The sequence below is a fragment of the Nocardia sp. NPDC060255 genome (genome assembly GCF_042727395.1).
In the GTDB taxonomy this organism is placed as follows: domain Bacteria; phylum Actinomycetota; class Actinomycetes; order Mycobacteriales; family Mycobacteriaceae; genus Nocardia.
Genome location: NZ_JBHXAU010000005.1, coordinates 96,856 through 112,401, shown reverse-complemented (window position 1 = coordinate 112,401; position 15,546 = coordinate 96,856). Strand labels below are relative to the sequence as shown.

At 66.8% G+C, this 15,546-nt stretch carries 15 protein-coding genes and 1 pseudogene; 3 read left to right on the top strand and 13 right to left on the bottom strand.

The window, feature by feature from the left end; genetic code table 11:
* Positions 1–24 precede the first annotated feature (24 nt).
* Together ACFWF1_RS12305 and ACFWF1_RS12300 are read left to right on the top strand one after the other, a co-directional pair.
* Positions 25–816 carry an ABC transporter ATP-binding protein gene (locus tag ACFWF1_RS12305; RefSeq protein WP_379285139.1) on the top strand — a complete coding sequence of 264 codons (792 nt, stop codon included), beginning with the start codon at positions 25–27 and terminating at the stop codon, positions 814–816.
* Positions 813–3,275, top strand: coding sequence for an FtsX-like permease family protein (locus ACFWF1_RS12300; protein WP_379285140.1), 2,463 nt, complete (start codon positions 813–815; stop codon positions 3,273–3,275). Before ACFWF1_RS12305 ends, ACFWF1_RS12300 begins: the two co-directional genes overlap by 4 nt.
* Positions 3,276–3,302: 27 nt before the next feature.
* Here the strand turns inward: ACFWF1_RS12300 and ACFWF1_RS12295 are convergent, their stop codons facing one another.
* The 11 genes and pseudogenes from ACFWF1_RS12295 to ACFWF1_RS12245 all read right to left on the bottom strand — a co-directional run.
* Positions 3,303–3,827: a tyrosine-type recombinase/integrase gene (locus tag ACFWF1_RS12295; protein WP_379285141.1), complete on the bottom strand. Its 525-nt coding sequence runs from the start codon at positions 3,825–3,827 to the stop codon at positions 3,303–3,305.
* 74 nt (positions 3,828–3,901) lie between these two features.
* Positions 3,902–4,651 carry a DUF4097 family beta strand repeat-containing protein gene (locus ACFWF1_RS12290; RefSeq protein ID WP_379285142.1) on the bottom strand — a complete coding sequence of 250 codons (750 nt, stop codon included), beginning with the start codon at positions 4,649–4,651 and terminating at the stop codon, positions 3,902–3,904.
* Complete coding sequence (locus ACFWF1_RS12285) at positions 4,648–5,319, bottom strand: response regulator (protein ID WP_379285143.1); 672 nt, start codon at positions 5,317–5,319, stop codon at positions 4,648–4,650. Before ACFWF1_RS12285 ends, ACFWF1_RS12290 begins: the two co-directional genes overlap by 4 nt.
* A complete protein-coding gene (locus ACFWF1_RS12280; protein WP_379285144.1) occupies positions 5,310–6,587 on the bottom strand; it encodes a sensor histidine kinase in 1,278 nt (425 codons plus the stop codon). The genes ACFWF1_RS12285 and ACFWF1_RS12280 overlap by 10 nt, the downstream gene beginning before the upstream one ends.
* The gene (locus ACFWF1_RS12275; RefSeq protein ID WP_379285145.1) at positions 6,584–6,979 is read right to left on the bottom strand and encodes a hypothetical protein; all 396 of its coding nucleotides are present in this window, start codon (positions 6,977–6,979) and stop codon (positions 6,584–6,586) included. Before ACFWF1_RS12275 ends, ACFWF1_RS12280 begins: the two co-directional genes overlap by 4 nt.
* 311 nt (positions 6,980–7,290) lie before the next feature.
* Entirely contained in the window at positions 7,291–8,247 is a 957-nt protein-coding gene (locus ACFWF1_RS12270; RefSeq protein ID WP_379285202.1) for an NADP-dependent oxidoreductase, read from the bottom strand.
* A gap of 295 nt (positions 8,248–8,542) precedes the next feature.
* The gene (locus ACFWF1_RS12265) at positions 8,543–9,007 is read right to left on the bottom strand and encodes a YcxB family protein (protein ID WP_379285146.1); all 465 of its coding nucleotides are present in this window, start codon (positions 9,005–9,007) and stop codon (positions 8,543–8,545) included.
* Between the two features lie 96 nt (positions 9,008–9,103).
* A complete protein-coding gene (locus tag ACFWF1_RS12260) occupies positions 9,104–9,721 on the bottom strand; it encodes a hypothetical protein (protein WP_379285147.1) in 618 nt (205 codons plus the stop codon).
* 57 nt (positions 9,722–9,778) lie between these two features.
* Complete coding sequence (locus ACFWF1_RS12255; RefSeq protein ID WP_379285148.1) at positions 9,779–10,450, bottom strand: NB-ARC domain-containing protein; 672 nt, start codon at positions 10,448–10,450, stop codon at positions 9,779–9,781.
* Between the two features lie 56 nt (positions 10,451–10,506).
* A complete protein-coding gene (locus ACFWF1_RS12250) occupies positions 10,507–11,190 on the bottom strand; it encodes a BTAD domain-containing putative transcriptional regulator (protein WP_379285149.1) in 684 nt (227 codons plus the stop codon).
* Between the two features lie 539 nt (positions 11,191–11,729).
* A pseudogene (locus tag ACFWF1_RS12245) lies at positions 11,730–12,452 on the bottom strand (GtrA family protein); the annotation flags it as partial.
* 138 nt (positions 12,453–12,590) lie between these two features.
* Here ACFWF1_RS12245 and ACFWF1_RS12240 point away from each other — a divergent pair.
* Positions 12,591–13,505 carry an FAD-dependent oxidoreductase gene (locus tag ACFWF1_RS12240; RefSeq protein WP_379285150.1) on the top strand — a complete coding sequence of 305 codons (915 nt, stop codon included), beginning with the start codon at positions 12,591–12,593 and terminating at the stop codon, positions 13,503–13,505.
* 232 nt (positions 13,506–13,737) lie between these two features.
* On the opposite strand, the gene ACFWF1_RS12235 is transcribed toward ACFWF1_RS12240, so the two are convergent.
* Together ACFWF1_RS12235 and ACFWF1_RS12230 are read right to left on the bottom strand one after the other, a co-directional pair.
* The gene (locus ACFWF1_RS12235; RefSeq protein WP_379285151.1) at positions 13,738–14,283 is read right to left on the bottom strand and encodes a hypothetical protein; all 546 of its coding nucleotides are present in this window, start codon (positions 14,281–14,283) and stop codon (positions 13,738–13,740) included.
* Positions 14,284–14,440: 157 nt separating this feature from the next.
* Complete coding sequence (locus ACFWF1_RS12230) at positions 14,441–15,298, bottom strand: alpha/beta fold hydrolase (RefSeq protein ID WP_379285152.1); 858 nt, start codon at positions 15,296–15,298, stop codon at positions 14,441–14,443.
* Positions 15,299–15,546: the final 248 nt, after the last annotated feature.

Here is a 15,546-nt window from a genome sequence, read left to right as displayed (position 1 = left end):
ACTGTGGAGAAGGGTGCATCGCGCATGCGATCGGTTTCGAAATCCGTTGAATCCGTTGGTGTTCCGGATAGCGTCGGCCATGCTGGTGGTCCCGCAGTCCGATTGAACCGGCTCGAGCGAGTGTACGGCGCGGGCGACGGGGCAGTATCCGCGCTGCGCGGTGTGACACTCGACCTGCCGAGGCGGGCGATGACGGTGGTGATGGGTCCGTCCGGCTCAGGGAAGAGCACGCTACTGCACTGTGCGGCAGGCCTGGACAAGCCGTCGGCGGGCACGGTCCACCTCGGCGCCCACGAGCTGACCGCGATGTCGGAGACGGAGCTGACCGTACTGCGCCGGGAACAGATCGGTTTCGTCTTCCAGTCTTTCAATCTCATCGCGTCGCTCACGGCGGCGCAGAACGTGGCATTGCCGTTGCGCCTGGCGGGAGTCAAAGCGGACCGCAACCGGGTGGAGCAGGCCCTGGCCCTGGTGGGTCTCGGCGATCAGGCGGGCCGCCTGCCTGCCGCGCTGTCCGGCGGTCAGCAGCAGCGGGTGGCCCTCGCCCGCGCGCTCATCACCCGGCCCCAGGTGATCTTCGGCGACGAGCCGACCGGTGCGCTCGACACCAGCAATGCCCGGCGCGTACTGGAACTGCTCCGTCGATCGGTGGACGAATGGGCGCAGACGGTGATCATGGTGACCCACGATCCCGTGGCCGCGTCCTTCGCCGACTCCGTGGTCTTTCTCGCCGACGGACAGGTGGCCGACATCCTCCACGCGCCGACCGCCGACCTCGTCGCGAAGCGGATGACCGAGTTGGAGCGGGTGTCGTGACGCAGTTCTGGACCACCGTTCGGCACCGGAAGGCGGCGCTGGTCGCCCTGTTCTTCGCAGCCGCACTGGTCGCGTTGTGCGGGGTGCTGCTGGAAACCGGTCTGGCCGGATCCATGGCACCCGAGCGGTATGCGGGAGCGCCCGTCGTGGTCAGCGGCGATCAGCAGGTGCACTGGACGCAGTACCACAAGGGCGCCCCCCGGTATCGGACCAAGGACCTGCCGGACCGATCCTGGGTGAGCGACACCGTCCCCGCCCGCCTCGCCGCCGTGCCGGGCGTGACGCGCGTGGTATCGGAACTCACCTTTCCGGTACATCTCGTCAAGGACGGGCGGGTTGTCGACGGACCGGAGTCGTCGGGGCACGAATGGGACTCTGCCGCACTGACTCCGATGAGCCTCGGCACCGGTGCCGTCCCGTCGGCCCCCGGGGACATCGTCGTGGATGCCGCGACCGCGGCGGCGCAGAACCTGAAGGTCGGCGACAAGATCCAGGTGATCGCCGGCGACGGGCCCGGTACCTACACGGTCACCGGCGTCACCGATCACGGGTTGCGGCAGGGGCTGTTCTATTTCTCCGCCGCCGAGGCCCGGCGCCTGGCGGGCCACCAGGGGCAGGTCGCGGCGATCGGAGTCTGGCCTGCCTCGGCCGAAAGCGCGGTGCGGCAGGCACTTCGGGATACGCCCGCGAGCGTCCAGGTCGGTGACGGGCGTGGGACACAGGAATTTCCCGACGCCTCGAACTACCGGGTGAAGCTGATCAGCATGGGCGCCACCGCGGGTGGCACCGCCCTGGGGATCGCCTTGGTGGTGGTGGCGGGCACCTTCACCCTCGCCACCCAGCAGCGGCTTCGGGAGATCGCATTGCTGCGGGCTGTCGGCGCGACGCCCCGGCAGGTCCGGTCCATGATCGGCCGGGAGGCGATCGGGCTCGGCCTGATCGCCGGCGTCGCGGGGGCGCTGGCCGGGACGGCGCTGGCCGCTCTCTCCCAGGGGTGGCTGGTCGACTCCGGCATCATTCCGGCCACACTTCGCTTGTCGCTCAGTCCGATTCCCGCCGCCGTCGCCGTGGCGACCACCCTGATCGCGGCCTGGTGCGCCGCGCTGGTGGCGGTGTGGCGCACCAGCCGGATGCATCCGGTCGAGGGACTGCGCGAGGTGGCACTGTCGGGCCGGGGCGCGGCGTGGTGGGCCAAGGTGGCCGGTGTGGTCGCGATCATCGGATTCGCCGGGGTGTTGACCGCGCTGGTGCTGGCGCACTCCCAGAAGGCCGGGCTGCCCGTCAGCATGGGCGGGACCCTGGTCCCGGCGATCGCCGCCGGATTCCTCTCGGTGCCGCTCGCCGGGCTCGCGGTGCTCCTCACCTCGGCCGGCGCCCGCTACTCCCGTGTCAGCGGATACCTCGCCGCCGCCGCGGGACGATTCGAACCGCGCCGTCTCGCAGCGGGATTCGCCCCGCTCATCCTGGCCGTGTCCGTCACCTGTACCGCGTTGTCCCTCGCGCCGACGCTGGCCGGGGCGGCCGGGGTGCAGGCCCGCGACGGGATTCTCGCGGACTACACCGTCACCGGACAGGCCGGCGTGCCGCCGGCCCTGGCCGCCACGCTGCGCTCGGAGCCCGGCGTGGCCGCGGTCACCGAACTGGTCGACGGCAGCGCGTTCGTGGACGGAAACCGATATGCGGTGCAGGGCATGACGCCGGCCGACCTCGGCACCATGGTCGACCCGGAGATCTACGCGGGCTCGCTGGCGGGGATGGCCGCCGACACGGTCGCGGTCAGTGACAATGCCGCCGGCGGCGCGAACACCCAGGTGGGCTCGGAACTGAAGGTGACCCTCGCCGACGGCACCGCGGCCACCATGCGCGTGGTGGCGCTCTACCGTCGCAACCTCGGTTTCGGCGACCTGATCGTGCCCCGCGATCTGCTTGCCGCCCATGTCGATACGCTGCAGGACAACGCCATTCTGATCAAGGGAGGCGACCGCGCCCGGATCGCAGCGGCCACCGCCGCGTTCCCGGGGGTCGGCCTCACCGACAACGCCCCGGCACCGGCTCAGACGCGCAACAACCAGGCCCTCAATGCGCTCGTCGTGGGTCTGGTGATCGCCTTCACCGGCATCGCCGTCGTGAATACCTTTGCCATGGCGACCTTCCAGCGCCGCCGGGAACTGGCCGCGCTGCGCCTCATCGGGATGAGCCGGGCCAAGATCATGGCCATGCTCGGGTGGGAAGCCGGTGCGGTGGGCGTGGTCTCGGTGATCGTGGGGACATTCGTCACCGTGCTCACGCTCGCGGCGTTCAGCAAGGGCATCACCGGCTCGCTGATCCCGTCGATCGATGCCACCACCTATCTGGTGACCATCGTGGGAACCGTTGCCGCGGCCTGTCTTTCGACCATGATTCCGGCCTGGCTGCTCTGCCGGACGCGTGCGGTGGAGGCTATCGCGGTGCGCGAATAGCCTTCCGCTTCGTCCGGCGCCGCCCCGTCAGCTGGTCTCGTATCCGAGGAGGAACGGGACCACCGACGGGGCGGCGCCGTTGTGCAGGAGCGTCTGTGCGGCGGTATGGCGCAGGGTGTACGACGATACGTCGCTGAGCCGCAGTGCCGGGTTGGCGCGTGCGGCGGTGGCCGCGTGCCTGGCGATCACCTGTTCCACGGCGGCAGGGTTGAGTGGCCCGCCGGATCGAGTGCTGAAGATCAGGTCGTTGTCGTCGCCTTCGGACAGCCAAATGCTCAGTGCGGCAACGGTTGCCGGGGTCAATGGGATGGTCCGATAGGTGCCGTCCGGCCCATGGCAGCACAGGTGCGGATCGTTGTCCAGGTACGCGTCCCCGCAGCGGAGCCCGACTATCTCGGATGCCCGCAGCCCGGTGTGCACCGCCACCCGCAGCAGGGCGTGATCACGTCGGCCGATCCAGGTCGATCCGTCCGGGGCAGCCAGGAGTGCGTCGGTTTCCTCGTCGGTGAGGAAGCGGATCCCGCTGGCGTCGTCCGGTTCGAGCATGGCCATGACAGAGCTCCTATCGTGGGGGAATACCTACTGCTGCAAAGCTTTACGGCGGTTACCTGCACCTCGGGCGCGGGTCAGTGGATGTCGATACCACCGGATTCGGTGGTGACCTTGATCGTGTTGCCTGCGTAGCGGTTGTTGGGTACGGCGATCGCCGGGGTGCCGGATCGGCTGGTGGCGTCGACGTAGTACTCGGCGCTCGGGAGAGACAAGTCAACGTGACCGGCGGTGGTGGTGACGGTTACCGCGGTGGGTACGGCGGCGAAGCCGGCCCGGACCTCGCCGCTGGCAGTGGTGGCGATCAGCCGGTTCGAGCGGCTGCCGCGCACCACGATCTGTCCACTGCCGCTGTGCAATTCGACCGGGCTCGCCGGGTTGGTGACCTCGATGGAGCCGGATTGCGTCCGCGCGGTGATCGGGCCCGTGAGATCGGTGGTGGTGATACTGCCCGACTTGACCTGGGCCTGGACCATGAGGGTGGCCGGCAGGGTGATGTCCAGGTGTAGCGAACAGGCGCTGCGGCAGCCGCCGGTCACGGTCGTGACGGAGTCCGCGGTGGATGCCGTCAGCGTGTTCGGCGTGGCGGGGTAGGGGTAATCGCCGGTGGCGCTGACGTGGACCGATTCGTCGGTCCCGGCGCGCAGGGTGATGTCGGCCGCCTCGGCCACCACCCGCAGGCTGGTACCCGCGGCGACGGTGGCGGTCGCGGCGAACGGTTTTCGCGGCAGCACATGGTTGACGATCAACGAGAGGCCGTTGACGACCACGAGGGCGAACACCAGCAGGCCGGCGACCAGGAACCAGCGGCGGGTCCGCGATGTCATTCGGAAACCCCCAGGTACTGCAGCACGGCGAGGACACGGCGGTTGTCACCGTCCTCGGCGGGCAGGCTCAATTTCGTGAATATATTGCGGATGTGTTTCTCCACGGCGGCCGCGCCGATGAACAGTTCGGCGCCGATTCCGGCATTGGAGCGCCCCTCCGCCATCGTCGCGAGCACCTGACGCTCCCTGGCCGACAAGGTGGCCAGCGGATCCTGCCGGCGGCTCCGGGCGAGCAGCTGTTTGACCACTTCGGGATCCAGCACGGTCTCACCGCGATGGACCCTGGCCAGGGCGTCGACGAAATCCTCGACCTCGGAAACCCGGTCCTTGAGCAGGTATCCGAGACCACCACCATCGGGGGCGTCGCGGGACTTGTCGGCGCCGATGAGGTCGAGCGCATAGCGCTCCTCGACGTATTGGGACAGCACCAGCACGCCGACCCCGGGCCAGCTGGAACGAATCGTCAGGGCGGCGCGCAGGCCCTCGTCCACGAAGGTCGGCGGCATCCGCACGTCGATGACGCAGACGTCGGGCTCGTCCGCGCTGAGGGCGCTCAGCAGGGCGTCGGCATCGCCTACGGTGGCGCACACCTCGATGCCCTGCTCGCGCAGCAGGGCTGCGATGCCTTCCCGGAGCAGCGCCGAATCCTCGGCGATCATTACTCGCATGCCATCTCCACTTCGATGACCGTGGGGCCACCGGCGGGACTGGCGATGCGGATCCGCCCGTCGACACCGGCGACGCGGTCGGTCAGGCCGCGTAGGCCGCTGCCACAGGCGGGATCGGCGCCGCCGACACCGTCGTCGGTGATTGTCGCAGTGAGGCGGTCGCCGGTGCGAGTGATCGCCACCCACGCCCGCTCGGCCCGAGAGTGCTTGGCGACGTTGGTCAAGGCCTCGGTCACCACGAAGTAGGTGATGCTCTCCACCGTGATCGACGGGCGCGGCGTCACGCGCACGTCGACCTCGACCGGGATGGGGCACTGAGCGGCCACCGCGGACAGCGCGGCATCCAGGCCCCGATCGGTCAGCACCGGCGGGTGCAGGCCGCGGGTCAGATTGCGCAGTTCCGTAATCGCCTCGTTCGCATTGCGTTTCGCCTCTTCGGCAAGGGCGCGGGTCTCGAGGTCGCCGGACTTCTTCAGGCGGGCGCTGATTCGGCCCAGCATGATGGACAGCGCGACCAGGCGCTGCTGGGCGCCGTCGTGCAGATCGCGTTCGATGCGCCGTCGCTCGGCCTCGGCCGCCTCGACGGTCGCGGCCCTGGTGCGCTGCAGATGCTCGACGCGCTCGGTGAGTACCGCGTGCGGCGACGGGCGGAGCAGCGCGTCGGCGAGGGCGACGTCCAGTGCCAGCAGCAGCCGCATCGCCCTCGGCACCAGCACCGCGCCGAGCGTCAGCGTCAGCACCGTCACCGCGATCGCCCCGCCGACGCCGCCGAGCGGCAGCGGGCCGAGCACGATCTCGCCCGGTGGCCTGCGCGCCCAATACACCTGCATCAGCAGCAGGGCCAGCGGAAACGACCAGGCGATCAGCAGGCCGGCCAGGGTCATCGCCGCCACCGGTACCTGCAGGGCGAAGTAGGCGATGTGGCGCCAGAGCGTGCGATCGGTGACCAGACGGCGGGCGGCCTGGAGCACCGGCCCGGACAGATCGGGCGGTTGCGGTGGCGGGATTTCCCGGCCACCGGTAGCGGCGAACCGATTCCGCTCGAACGCCGCCAGCCCGTACAGCGTCCACCTGGCGGCGATCACCAGGGGAATCCCGAGACCGATCGGTACCAGGACGAGTGCCACGGCGAACCACGTCACCGCCAACGCGCCGAGCACGGCGACCACGCCGTCGACGGCCACGTGCGCGCACGCCGTCCACAACGCCGCCGACCGCCACGGGCGCAGCAAGCGCACCGGAATCGAGAGCACGGACGGTGCCGTCATGCGCGATTCCCCATGGATCGTCCCAGCGTGACCTCGTCGCCGACCTCACTGTCCGGCGGCGCTATCCGTTGCCGCAGCACCCGTGCGGCGAACCACAGTGCGGCGATACCGACCGGGAATTCCAGGCACACCGCCATCAGGAGCGACACGGTGAAGCCACCGACGGACAGCGAGGTCCCGATGTCGAATACGCCGTCGGCGAAGAACAGCCCGGCGCCCACCGAAGCACTCAGCACGGCGGCGGGACTGCGGCGCAGCAGCAACAGCAGGGTCACCGCCGCGCACAGCGCCTCCGCCGCGTCGAGACCGAGCCAGAGCAGCGGCCAGTTCCCCACCCGCACGGTCTGCGGCAGGGTGGCGAAAAGGATGACGCACCATGGAATAAGAAGCACCGTAACGCCTCCGGCGCACACCACCGCCCATCGGTGGCCCGGGGACTGCGCGGCCCGCCGCGGTCGGGTCACGAGGGGACGATGTTCTGGCCAACTCAGCATGTCTTCCAGTCTGGCGATCGGCGGCGGACCGGTCAGCCAAGGATACCGACCAATCCGAGGTAGGGTTTTCCCTCCGGCACAACAGGTTTCACCCGGTTGGCATCACGACGCGAGGAAGTCGGGCACCCGGGTGCCCCGCCCGTCGCGCTCCGCGCGCGCCCGCACTACACGACGACGCCCTCGACACCACTGCGAACTGACCTCAGCGGTCAGAGGTCGATCACGACCTTGCCGCGGACGTGTCGGCTCGCTTGGAGTTCGACTGCCGCGCGGATGTCTTCGACGGGGAAGGTCGCGGCGATGGGGACCCGCAGACGGTTGGATGCGACAAGGTGTGCGATGTTGTCGAGTGCGTCGGGCGCGGCGTTGGCTCCGTTGGCGGCCGGGACTCCGTCGACCACGGTCGCGATGGTGCAGATCCGGCTATCCGGAACTCCCAGCTCGCGTGCGACGTGCACCGTGTCTGTCCCGTGCAGGTCCAGCGCCGCGGTGACGGGGCCGCCATCGAGGTCGCGGACCCTGGCGGCGAGGCCGTCGCCGTACGCGACCGGTTCGACGCCGAGGCTGCGCAGATACTCCGCTGTCGACGGTGAGCCGGTCCCGATCACTCGTGCGCCCGCGATTCGGGCCAACTGGACGGCGAACACGCCGACCCCGCCGCCCGCCCCGCCGACCAGCACCGTGTCCGCCGGACCGAGGTCGAGGACGTCGAGGGCGGCGGCCGCGGTACTGCCCGCGATCGAGAGCGTGGCGGCGGTGCGATCATCGACCCCGTCCGGCGTGTGATGCGCGACGCCGCTCGCGATGTTCCCGTCCGCGTCGACCACGACGAAGTCGGCGACAGCCCGGGACAGGGCCGCCCCGAACACCCGGTCGCCGACCGCGTAACCGCTTGCGCCCGTACCGACTTGGTCGACGACTCCCGCGTAATCAGTCCCGAACCCGGCGGGCAGGCGCAGCCCGAACCTTGCCGCGGTCCCGGCGTCCGCGGTCATGAACCAGTCCATGGGATTCAAACCAGCTGCAGCGACCCGAACCCGGATCTGCCCATCGCCCGCCTGGGGCTCGGGCACATCCTGGACGGTCAGTACCTCAGGACCGCCGAACGACTCGAGCCGGACCGCCCTGCTCGTACCAGCTCGGCGTCCGCCGTTCTGTTGCTGCATCATTGCCATCTCCTCGTGTCCGTGGAGCCATCCTGGAACGGGCTTGTGCTTCGTGTACAAGCTTCGCAGCGTCAGGAGATAGCTGAAGATCACCGGCATCGATCATTGCAGGATCTACCACCCGACCAGCAAACGACACGACAAATCAGCTGGCAAGTTCCACTTATACCGCAGTGTGCGCGTCAGGGGTCGTCCAAATCTGTTGACCGACAGAGCTTCCCAACGCACACTCCGGCCGATTACGACCTCGGCATCAGCGGGAATCAACAGTTTGCGATGCGTCCGCCAGTCGACACTACTTCGCGACCGGCCGGAACCCGCGCACGAACTCGGCGAAGGTGACCCGCTGCTCTTCTGTCATGAGTGTCTTCGCGACGGCGATTGCCGACAGCTTGCTGAGTACGAGGTACCAGACCTCGGAAGTCTCGACGATGTGACTCAGCGCGGCCCACCGAACTCGCGATTCGATCAGAGGATGGGCTGTCGTGACCCCCTCGTCGTCGAGGGTCAGTTGGCATCCGTCCTTCGCGAGACCGGACTGCCTATCAATCGTCTGACGCACCGTGAGTGGTGGGACCGCCACCGCCCAGAAGACGCCGACCAGCATCAAGAAGTAGCCCAGCGCCGTCGAAATATCCTGGGCGAGGAACAGGAGGCCGAGGACGACCATCCCCGCGCCCGCAACCCGAATGGAGATCAGCTGCGAGCGCAGGACGAACTTCACCACCTGCTTCTGTCGCTTGTTGTCGTAAGAACCCACATCGAGATCTGCACCGCGGCATCCTAGTTCACGAAGATGCAGAAACTGGTACGACCGTACGTATAAAAGACGGTGAGCCGACGCTGACGACAAGCCCTAGGTGTTTTGACAGGTTCTGACCAGCGCAAAACCCTTGCCTGATGGAGGACGAATTGAACCATTACTGCGGTATCGACTGGGTCGAGGGCCACCACGACATCGCGATCTGGGTAGGCCCGGCGACATGCCGAGGGTGGCCAGACCGTATTCCCGCGTCCCCACTCGCATGATCCGGCAACTGGTCGCCGTCCCGTAGGTGTAGCGCAGTTCCTCCCGGAACAGACGCTGCCACCTGGCCATCGTCCAGCCGCCGAGCGCATGGGCCGCGATCTCGGGATCGCCGGGTACCGCCAGGTGGAATGCCGTGCAGGCGGTGGCGAGGTAGAAGTCGAGCAGCCGCCGCAGCGTGCACTGCGCCTCGTCCTCGCGCAGGCGCAGATGCGCGAACGCGCGCGTGACATCGTGGTAGTAGTACCGGCCGAAAACCCGCGAATCCAGCAGACTGGCGTCGACCAGCGATTCGAGCAGATCCTCGGCCTCGACATTGCCGATGTGCAGCATCGCGCCCGCGGCCTCCAGCGAGAAGTCGGCGCTGTCGGCGACGGCAAGCAGCCGGAATGCCCTGGCCTGGTCGGCGGTGAGTTGCCGATAGCTGAGTTCGAATGCCGACTCCACCTCCGCACCGGGGATCCGGTGGCTGCTGACCAGATTCGCGACGACATCGGATACCGATCAGCCCGGGCGCGCAGCCAGCCTCGCACCCACCAACCGGATCGAAAGCGGCAGCAGGCCACAGGCATTGGTCAACTCCCTAGCTGCGGCCGACTCCGCGTCGACCCGTCGCGCGCCGACCACCGCGCGCAGCAATGCCACCGCCTCGTCCGGCCGCATGACATCCAGATGCAGATGGTATGCGCCGTCGATAACGATCCTGCGGACACGGCTGGTGACCAGCACCGCGCAGTCGGGTGAGCCGGGCAGCAGGGGGTGCACCTGCGCGGCATCGTGCGCGTCGTCCAGTACCACCATCACCCGCCGACCCGCGAGCATCGACCGGTACAGGGTGGCCCGTTCGACCAGACCGCGCGGAATCGCCACCTCTGCCACACCGAGCGCGGTGAGGAATGCCGCGAGCACATTCGCCGGGTCGGCCGGATCCACCCCCGCACCGCGGAGATTCGCATACAGCTGCCCGCCGTCGAATTCGGTCGTGACCCGTTGTGCGACGTGCACGGTGAGGGCGGTCTTGCCGACTCCGCCCATCCCTGACACCACGGCGGCGCCACCAGCGGCGACGGCCGCGAGCAGCGCCGCCACGGCCTCCGAGCGTCCGGTGAAATCTCTTGCGCGGGCTGGTAACTGGGCCGGTACCCGGGTAACGCCGCGCTCGGCTCCGACGCTCATGAGCAGGGCGGAATCGTCGCGCAGAATCCGATCGTGCAGGGCGGACAGTTCATGGCCTACGCGATACCCAATTCATCGGCGAACAGTTTGCGAGCGTTGGCATAGACGCCAAGCGCCTCCGCGGTGCGGCCGCACCGGTGCAACGCCAGCATCAGCAACTCGCGCAACCGTTCTCGATAGGGATGCTCTCGGCACAGCTCCATCAATTCCGCCACTTCCTGGGTGTGGCGGCCCAATTCCAAGCCGATCCGGCAGCGCGTCTCCCGGATCGTCAGTCGCTTTTCGACGAGGCGGGTGCGCGGCGTTTCGGCCCACGGCGCGGTGATACCGGCCAGCGGCTCACCATGCCAGAGGGCAAGGGCCTCGCCGAGCACCCGGTCGGCGCGCGCGAGATCGCCGCCGGTCTGTGCCTCGTCCGCCGCCCGGAGGGCGGTCTCGAAGATGGGCAGGTCGAACGAGCCCTCGGCCGGCCGCAGCGCGTAGCCGTTGACCTCGGTGAGCAGCAGTGGGTCCGCCATATTGAGGATCTTGCGCAGTCGCGACACATAGGTCCGCGCCACCTGCGCCGCGTGCCGAGGCGGTGCGTCTCGCCACAGTCCGTCCACCAGACGGTCGACGCTCACTGGACGACCCTCGCCGAGCAGCAGCATCGCGAGCACCGCTCGCTGCTGCGGCGACCCGAGGTCGACTTCGGCCGTGTTCCGCCATGCCCGGACTGGTCCCAGTACCTCGAACCGCATCGTCGAACACCTTCGATAGCAATGCCGATACGATTCGAAAGTAGGTGCTGTGCCACGGAATTGGCGGACATTCGCGACATTCGGCCGGTGACCTGATGTCAATATGACGCCTCGATATCTTGGCCGTCCACGTCGGCGGGTTGTGCGGCGGTCCGACCGGCTACCGCGGCGGCGGTCGCGACCGGCCGGACCAGATCTCCGCTCTGGTGGCCGACGCGCCACACTGGCCGCAGGTGAACCGCATTTCGCCGACGATGTCGGGGAGAATCACGATAGGAAAAACGCGGAGCCGACGTCACGGACGAGAACTGCCCAGTGTCAAGAAGACTCAATACCGCACGCTATTTGTCGCGATCCATCCCGATCACCTCTGTGACGCTGGGATGACGCCGAATTGACACTTCTCGACGTCGCCGCGGCGCGGAACTGATCACCGGCGCCGAATCCCACCGTCGCGCGGTTTCACTGGAGCGGGGGAGCACTGACCTTGCTGCGGCACAGCAACTCTGACGCGGAGTTCCGGTCGATCGTGGCCGTGGTCACCGGACGTCGCCGATACGGTTGCCGGCGGCGGAAGCTTCGAACCCGGGCTGCCGATCGGTGACGGTGTCGCGGAAGACCCAGCGCAGGCCGACGAAGCGGGTCACGGTGGCGACGAGATTGGCTATGACCAGCACGACCAGTTCGGCGTGAATCGGCGCACCCGGAGCCCAGCGATGTAGGGCGAACAGCGAGCCCGCGGTCACCAGCCAACCGAACCCGAAGATCAACAACCCCTGCACCTGATGGGAGATCGCGCCGGTCTTTTCCCGGATGCCGAAGGTGAACGCGCGGTTGGCCGCGGTATTGCCGATCGCGGTGAGCAACAGTGCCAGGAAGTTGGCGACTTGAGCCCCGGCCATCGGCTGCAACACCAGATACAGGACCAGATACGCCAAGGTGGAAAGGGCGCCGATGATGGCGAAGCGCACGACCTGTCCGACCATGCCCAGCGGGACGCCGTCGACGAGGGGTTCGCGGCCGATCGCGCGACGCAGTTCGGTGATGGGCAAAGTGCCGGTGGTCAGTGCCCGCCCGAGCCGCCACACCCCTTGGAGGTCTTTGCGCGCGGTATCGATGATGTCGACGCGACTGTCAGGGGCATCGATCCAGTCGACGGGCACCTCGTGGATCCGCAGACCGGCCCGTTCGGCGATGACCAACAGTTCGGTGTCGAAGAACCATTCGCCATCCTGTACCAGCGGCAGTAGCCGCCGTGCGACGATATCGAACATTCGGCGAGTTGGGTTGACGGTCAACTCAAGTGGGCTGTTCCGGCCGAGCTGGCTGAGCGCCAAGCAGCGCTGTTCACCTTGGTGCTCGAGCAGGCCCGCGAAATCTTCCCGGTGCCTTCGGAACCGATGAGGAGCAGTGCGGCCCTGGCCGGTGTGGACGGCATGACCCTGCAGGATCGCCTCGACCAACTAGACCTCGGTCCCGCTGATCTAGCGCTCGCCAACGGGCTTCTTGCCGGGATGACTGGCGCACCGCTGGATCAGGCGAGCTTCTCGAATGCGCTGCGCTGGTGGGCCTTGGGCGAATACAACTACGCAAGCTTCATCCAGTCGTTGATGGGGTTCAAATTCGAGAACGGCACCCGCAGCCTGCTCGAACGCATCCTCGCAGACGGTGACGCCGAAGTTCGGCTCTCACACGTGGTGAGCGCTATCGATGCCGACGATCATGGAGTGCGCGTCACCGTCGATACCGGTGAGGTCGTCTCCGCGGCAGCCGTGGTCGTGGCCACGCCGCCAGGAGTGTGGCCCGACCTCGCTATCACCCCGGGGTTGCCCGAGAACTGGTTGCGGTCGGCCCGTGAAGGCATGCAGGTAGAAAACGGAGCCGAGGCAGCCGCGGTAATCAAGGGCGAGTCGCGGTCGCTGGAACTGACCACGGCCCGAGGGGTGGGGATGTTCACTTCGCACGTCCTGTCCGACGACGAGCAGATCGTCACCCTTTTCCCGGGCGCGTTGGACGATCCGACCGACATCACCCAGGTCCAGGCCGAGCTTGCTTCGGCGCTACCGGGCGTCGAAGTACTCGAAATGGTCGCCGACACTTACAATCTGGACAATCCCTTCGCCCGCGGCGACTGGGGTTTTCTGCGGCCAGGTCAGCTCACCACATATCAGCCACACACGATGCGCCGCCACGGCGAACGCCTCTTCTTCGCCAACTCCGAAGTCGCCGATCTATGGGTGGGCTTCATCGACGGCGCCATCGAGACCGGGCTCCACGCCGGACGCGATATCTGCCAGCTACTCGAAACCAAGTAGGAAACACGCAAGCCGCGCACATTGCTCGGCGAAGGAGCGGCCACCTGCCCTGCGGTGAACCGTAATCACACGCTGAAGGAGAGCAAGCCCGATGAACACAGATCGGGTGGGTGCGGGGGTGAGTGTCGGTGAGTAGGTCGGTGGGTGTGATGCCGATCCCCTGCGTGAGCAGGATTCGGGCGGTGGCGATGGCTGCGGGGTCCGCGACGCTGCGGACTGGCGTGGTCATCTTCTAGAACGCCTGGATTCGCGGCTGTCCGAAAACGACGTGTAGTGCCGGTGGTGGGTAGATCGCGAGTTGCTGGTCGCTGGGGTGGGCGGCGAGCAGGGCTTTGTCGCCGACGTTGAGGTCGGCGATGCGTCGCTGCCGACACGGAACACGGAAGTTGTGGTTTGCGCTCACTTGCGTCTGGCCGTGCTCGGTGGGGTGGACGAGCACGGCACCGTCAGGGTGGCAGCGGATGTCGAGTCGGGTGCCGACGATCCAACCCAGTGTGGCCAGTAGGTGTTTGTCGTGGATGCGTCCACCGTCGCCGACAGTGCACATGCCGTAGATGATGTCGTGGTCGATGGGTTCTGCGACGAGTGGTGGTGCGGTGCGCAGGGTTTCGATCAGTTCGTCGACCGGTGTCAGGGGTGGGATCGCTGGTGGAATCAGTACGGCGCGCGCCTTCTTGAGGTGCTGGCACTGCGGTGGGATGTGATGCTTCAACCCGCCGAGCGGCCGTCCGCGTATCGCATAACCGACACGCGGCGCGATCTCAGGTGTAGCAATCATTCAGGAAGGCCGTCGATAGCCCTCGGATCGGTCACGAGTGTCCTGACTCAGTGCTGGCGAAGGCTCACTGTATTTGGCGAACTGGGCTGCTATCTGGCGAATGGCTCAGTGAAGGTGGACCTTCCGAAGTTGGTGATCACAAACGAGTTTATCCAAGTCACCTGAAGAATGCCGCCAATCCTTCAGCAGTTTCGACTGGACATTCTTCGGGAAGGAAGTGGCCACAGTCGAGTGCTTGGCCGCGCACATCATTCGCCCATGAGCGCCACACGTCTAGAACGTTGTAATGGCGGTGAAGGTGTGAGCGTGTACCCCACATTGTCAATAGCGGCGCGGTGATCCGGTACCCCGCGACACGGTCGGCTTCGTCATGTTCGATGTCCAGGCCAACCATCGCGCGATAGTCTTCACACATGGCATGGACAGTTGCAGGGTCGGACACGGCGCGTCGGTAAGCCGCTAGGGCGGCAGGTTCGAAAACCTCGGCATGTGCGCCGAAATAGAATGCCTCTGGGTCGGCGGTGATGAGTGTTTCCGGCAGCGGCGCGGGCTGGGCCAGGAAGAACCAGCGCCATAGTGAATGCGCCAACTGTGCGTTCATTCCCGCCAAAGCATCTGCGGTGGGCACAACATCCAACACTGCCAGGCGCTCGACCCGTTGAGGGTGATCCAATGCCAGGCGGTAGGCGCAGCGTCCACCTCGGTCGTGCCCGGCCACCGAGAATCGCTCGTACCCCAGCAGTGTCATCAGCCGGGCCTGATCATCGGCCATCGCGCGTTTCGTGTACGGCATGTGGTCGGGAGTCGTGGGGGGCTTCCCACTGCCTCCGTATCCGCGCAGGTCGCTGGCAATGATGGTGAATTCTTCCGCTAATCGCGGTGCAACTGCATGCCACATTACGTGTGTCTGAGGAAAACCGTGCAGCAATAGTAATGGTCGGCCGGTGCCGCCGCGTACGCCCCGAATTTGAACGCCTGCGACATCGAAATTGAATTTATCGAAACCCGTGAACACGTCGACAGTATACGGCGGAATCGGCATTGTGGCGAAGAATTATTATTCTATTACTTATAGTAACAGCACATCGATAGGGGGTATGTCGTATTGATATTGACCGAAATCCATGCTCTTTCTAGTCTTGGCTCACACCACGGGGGTCCAGGGATTCGCGGATTCCGATTGATGACACAGTGGCTCGCAATTTTTATTCATGGAATTTCAGTAGGGGGTAAATTCATGGCAGGCATTCCGTGATGATGAGC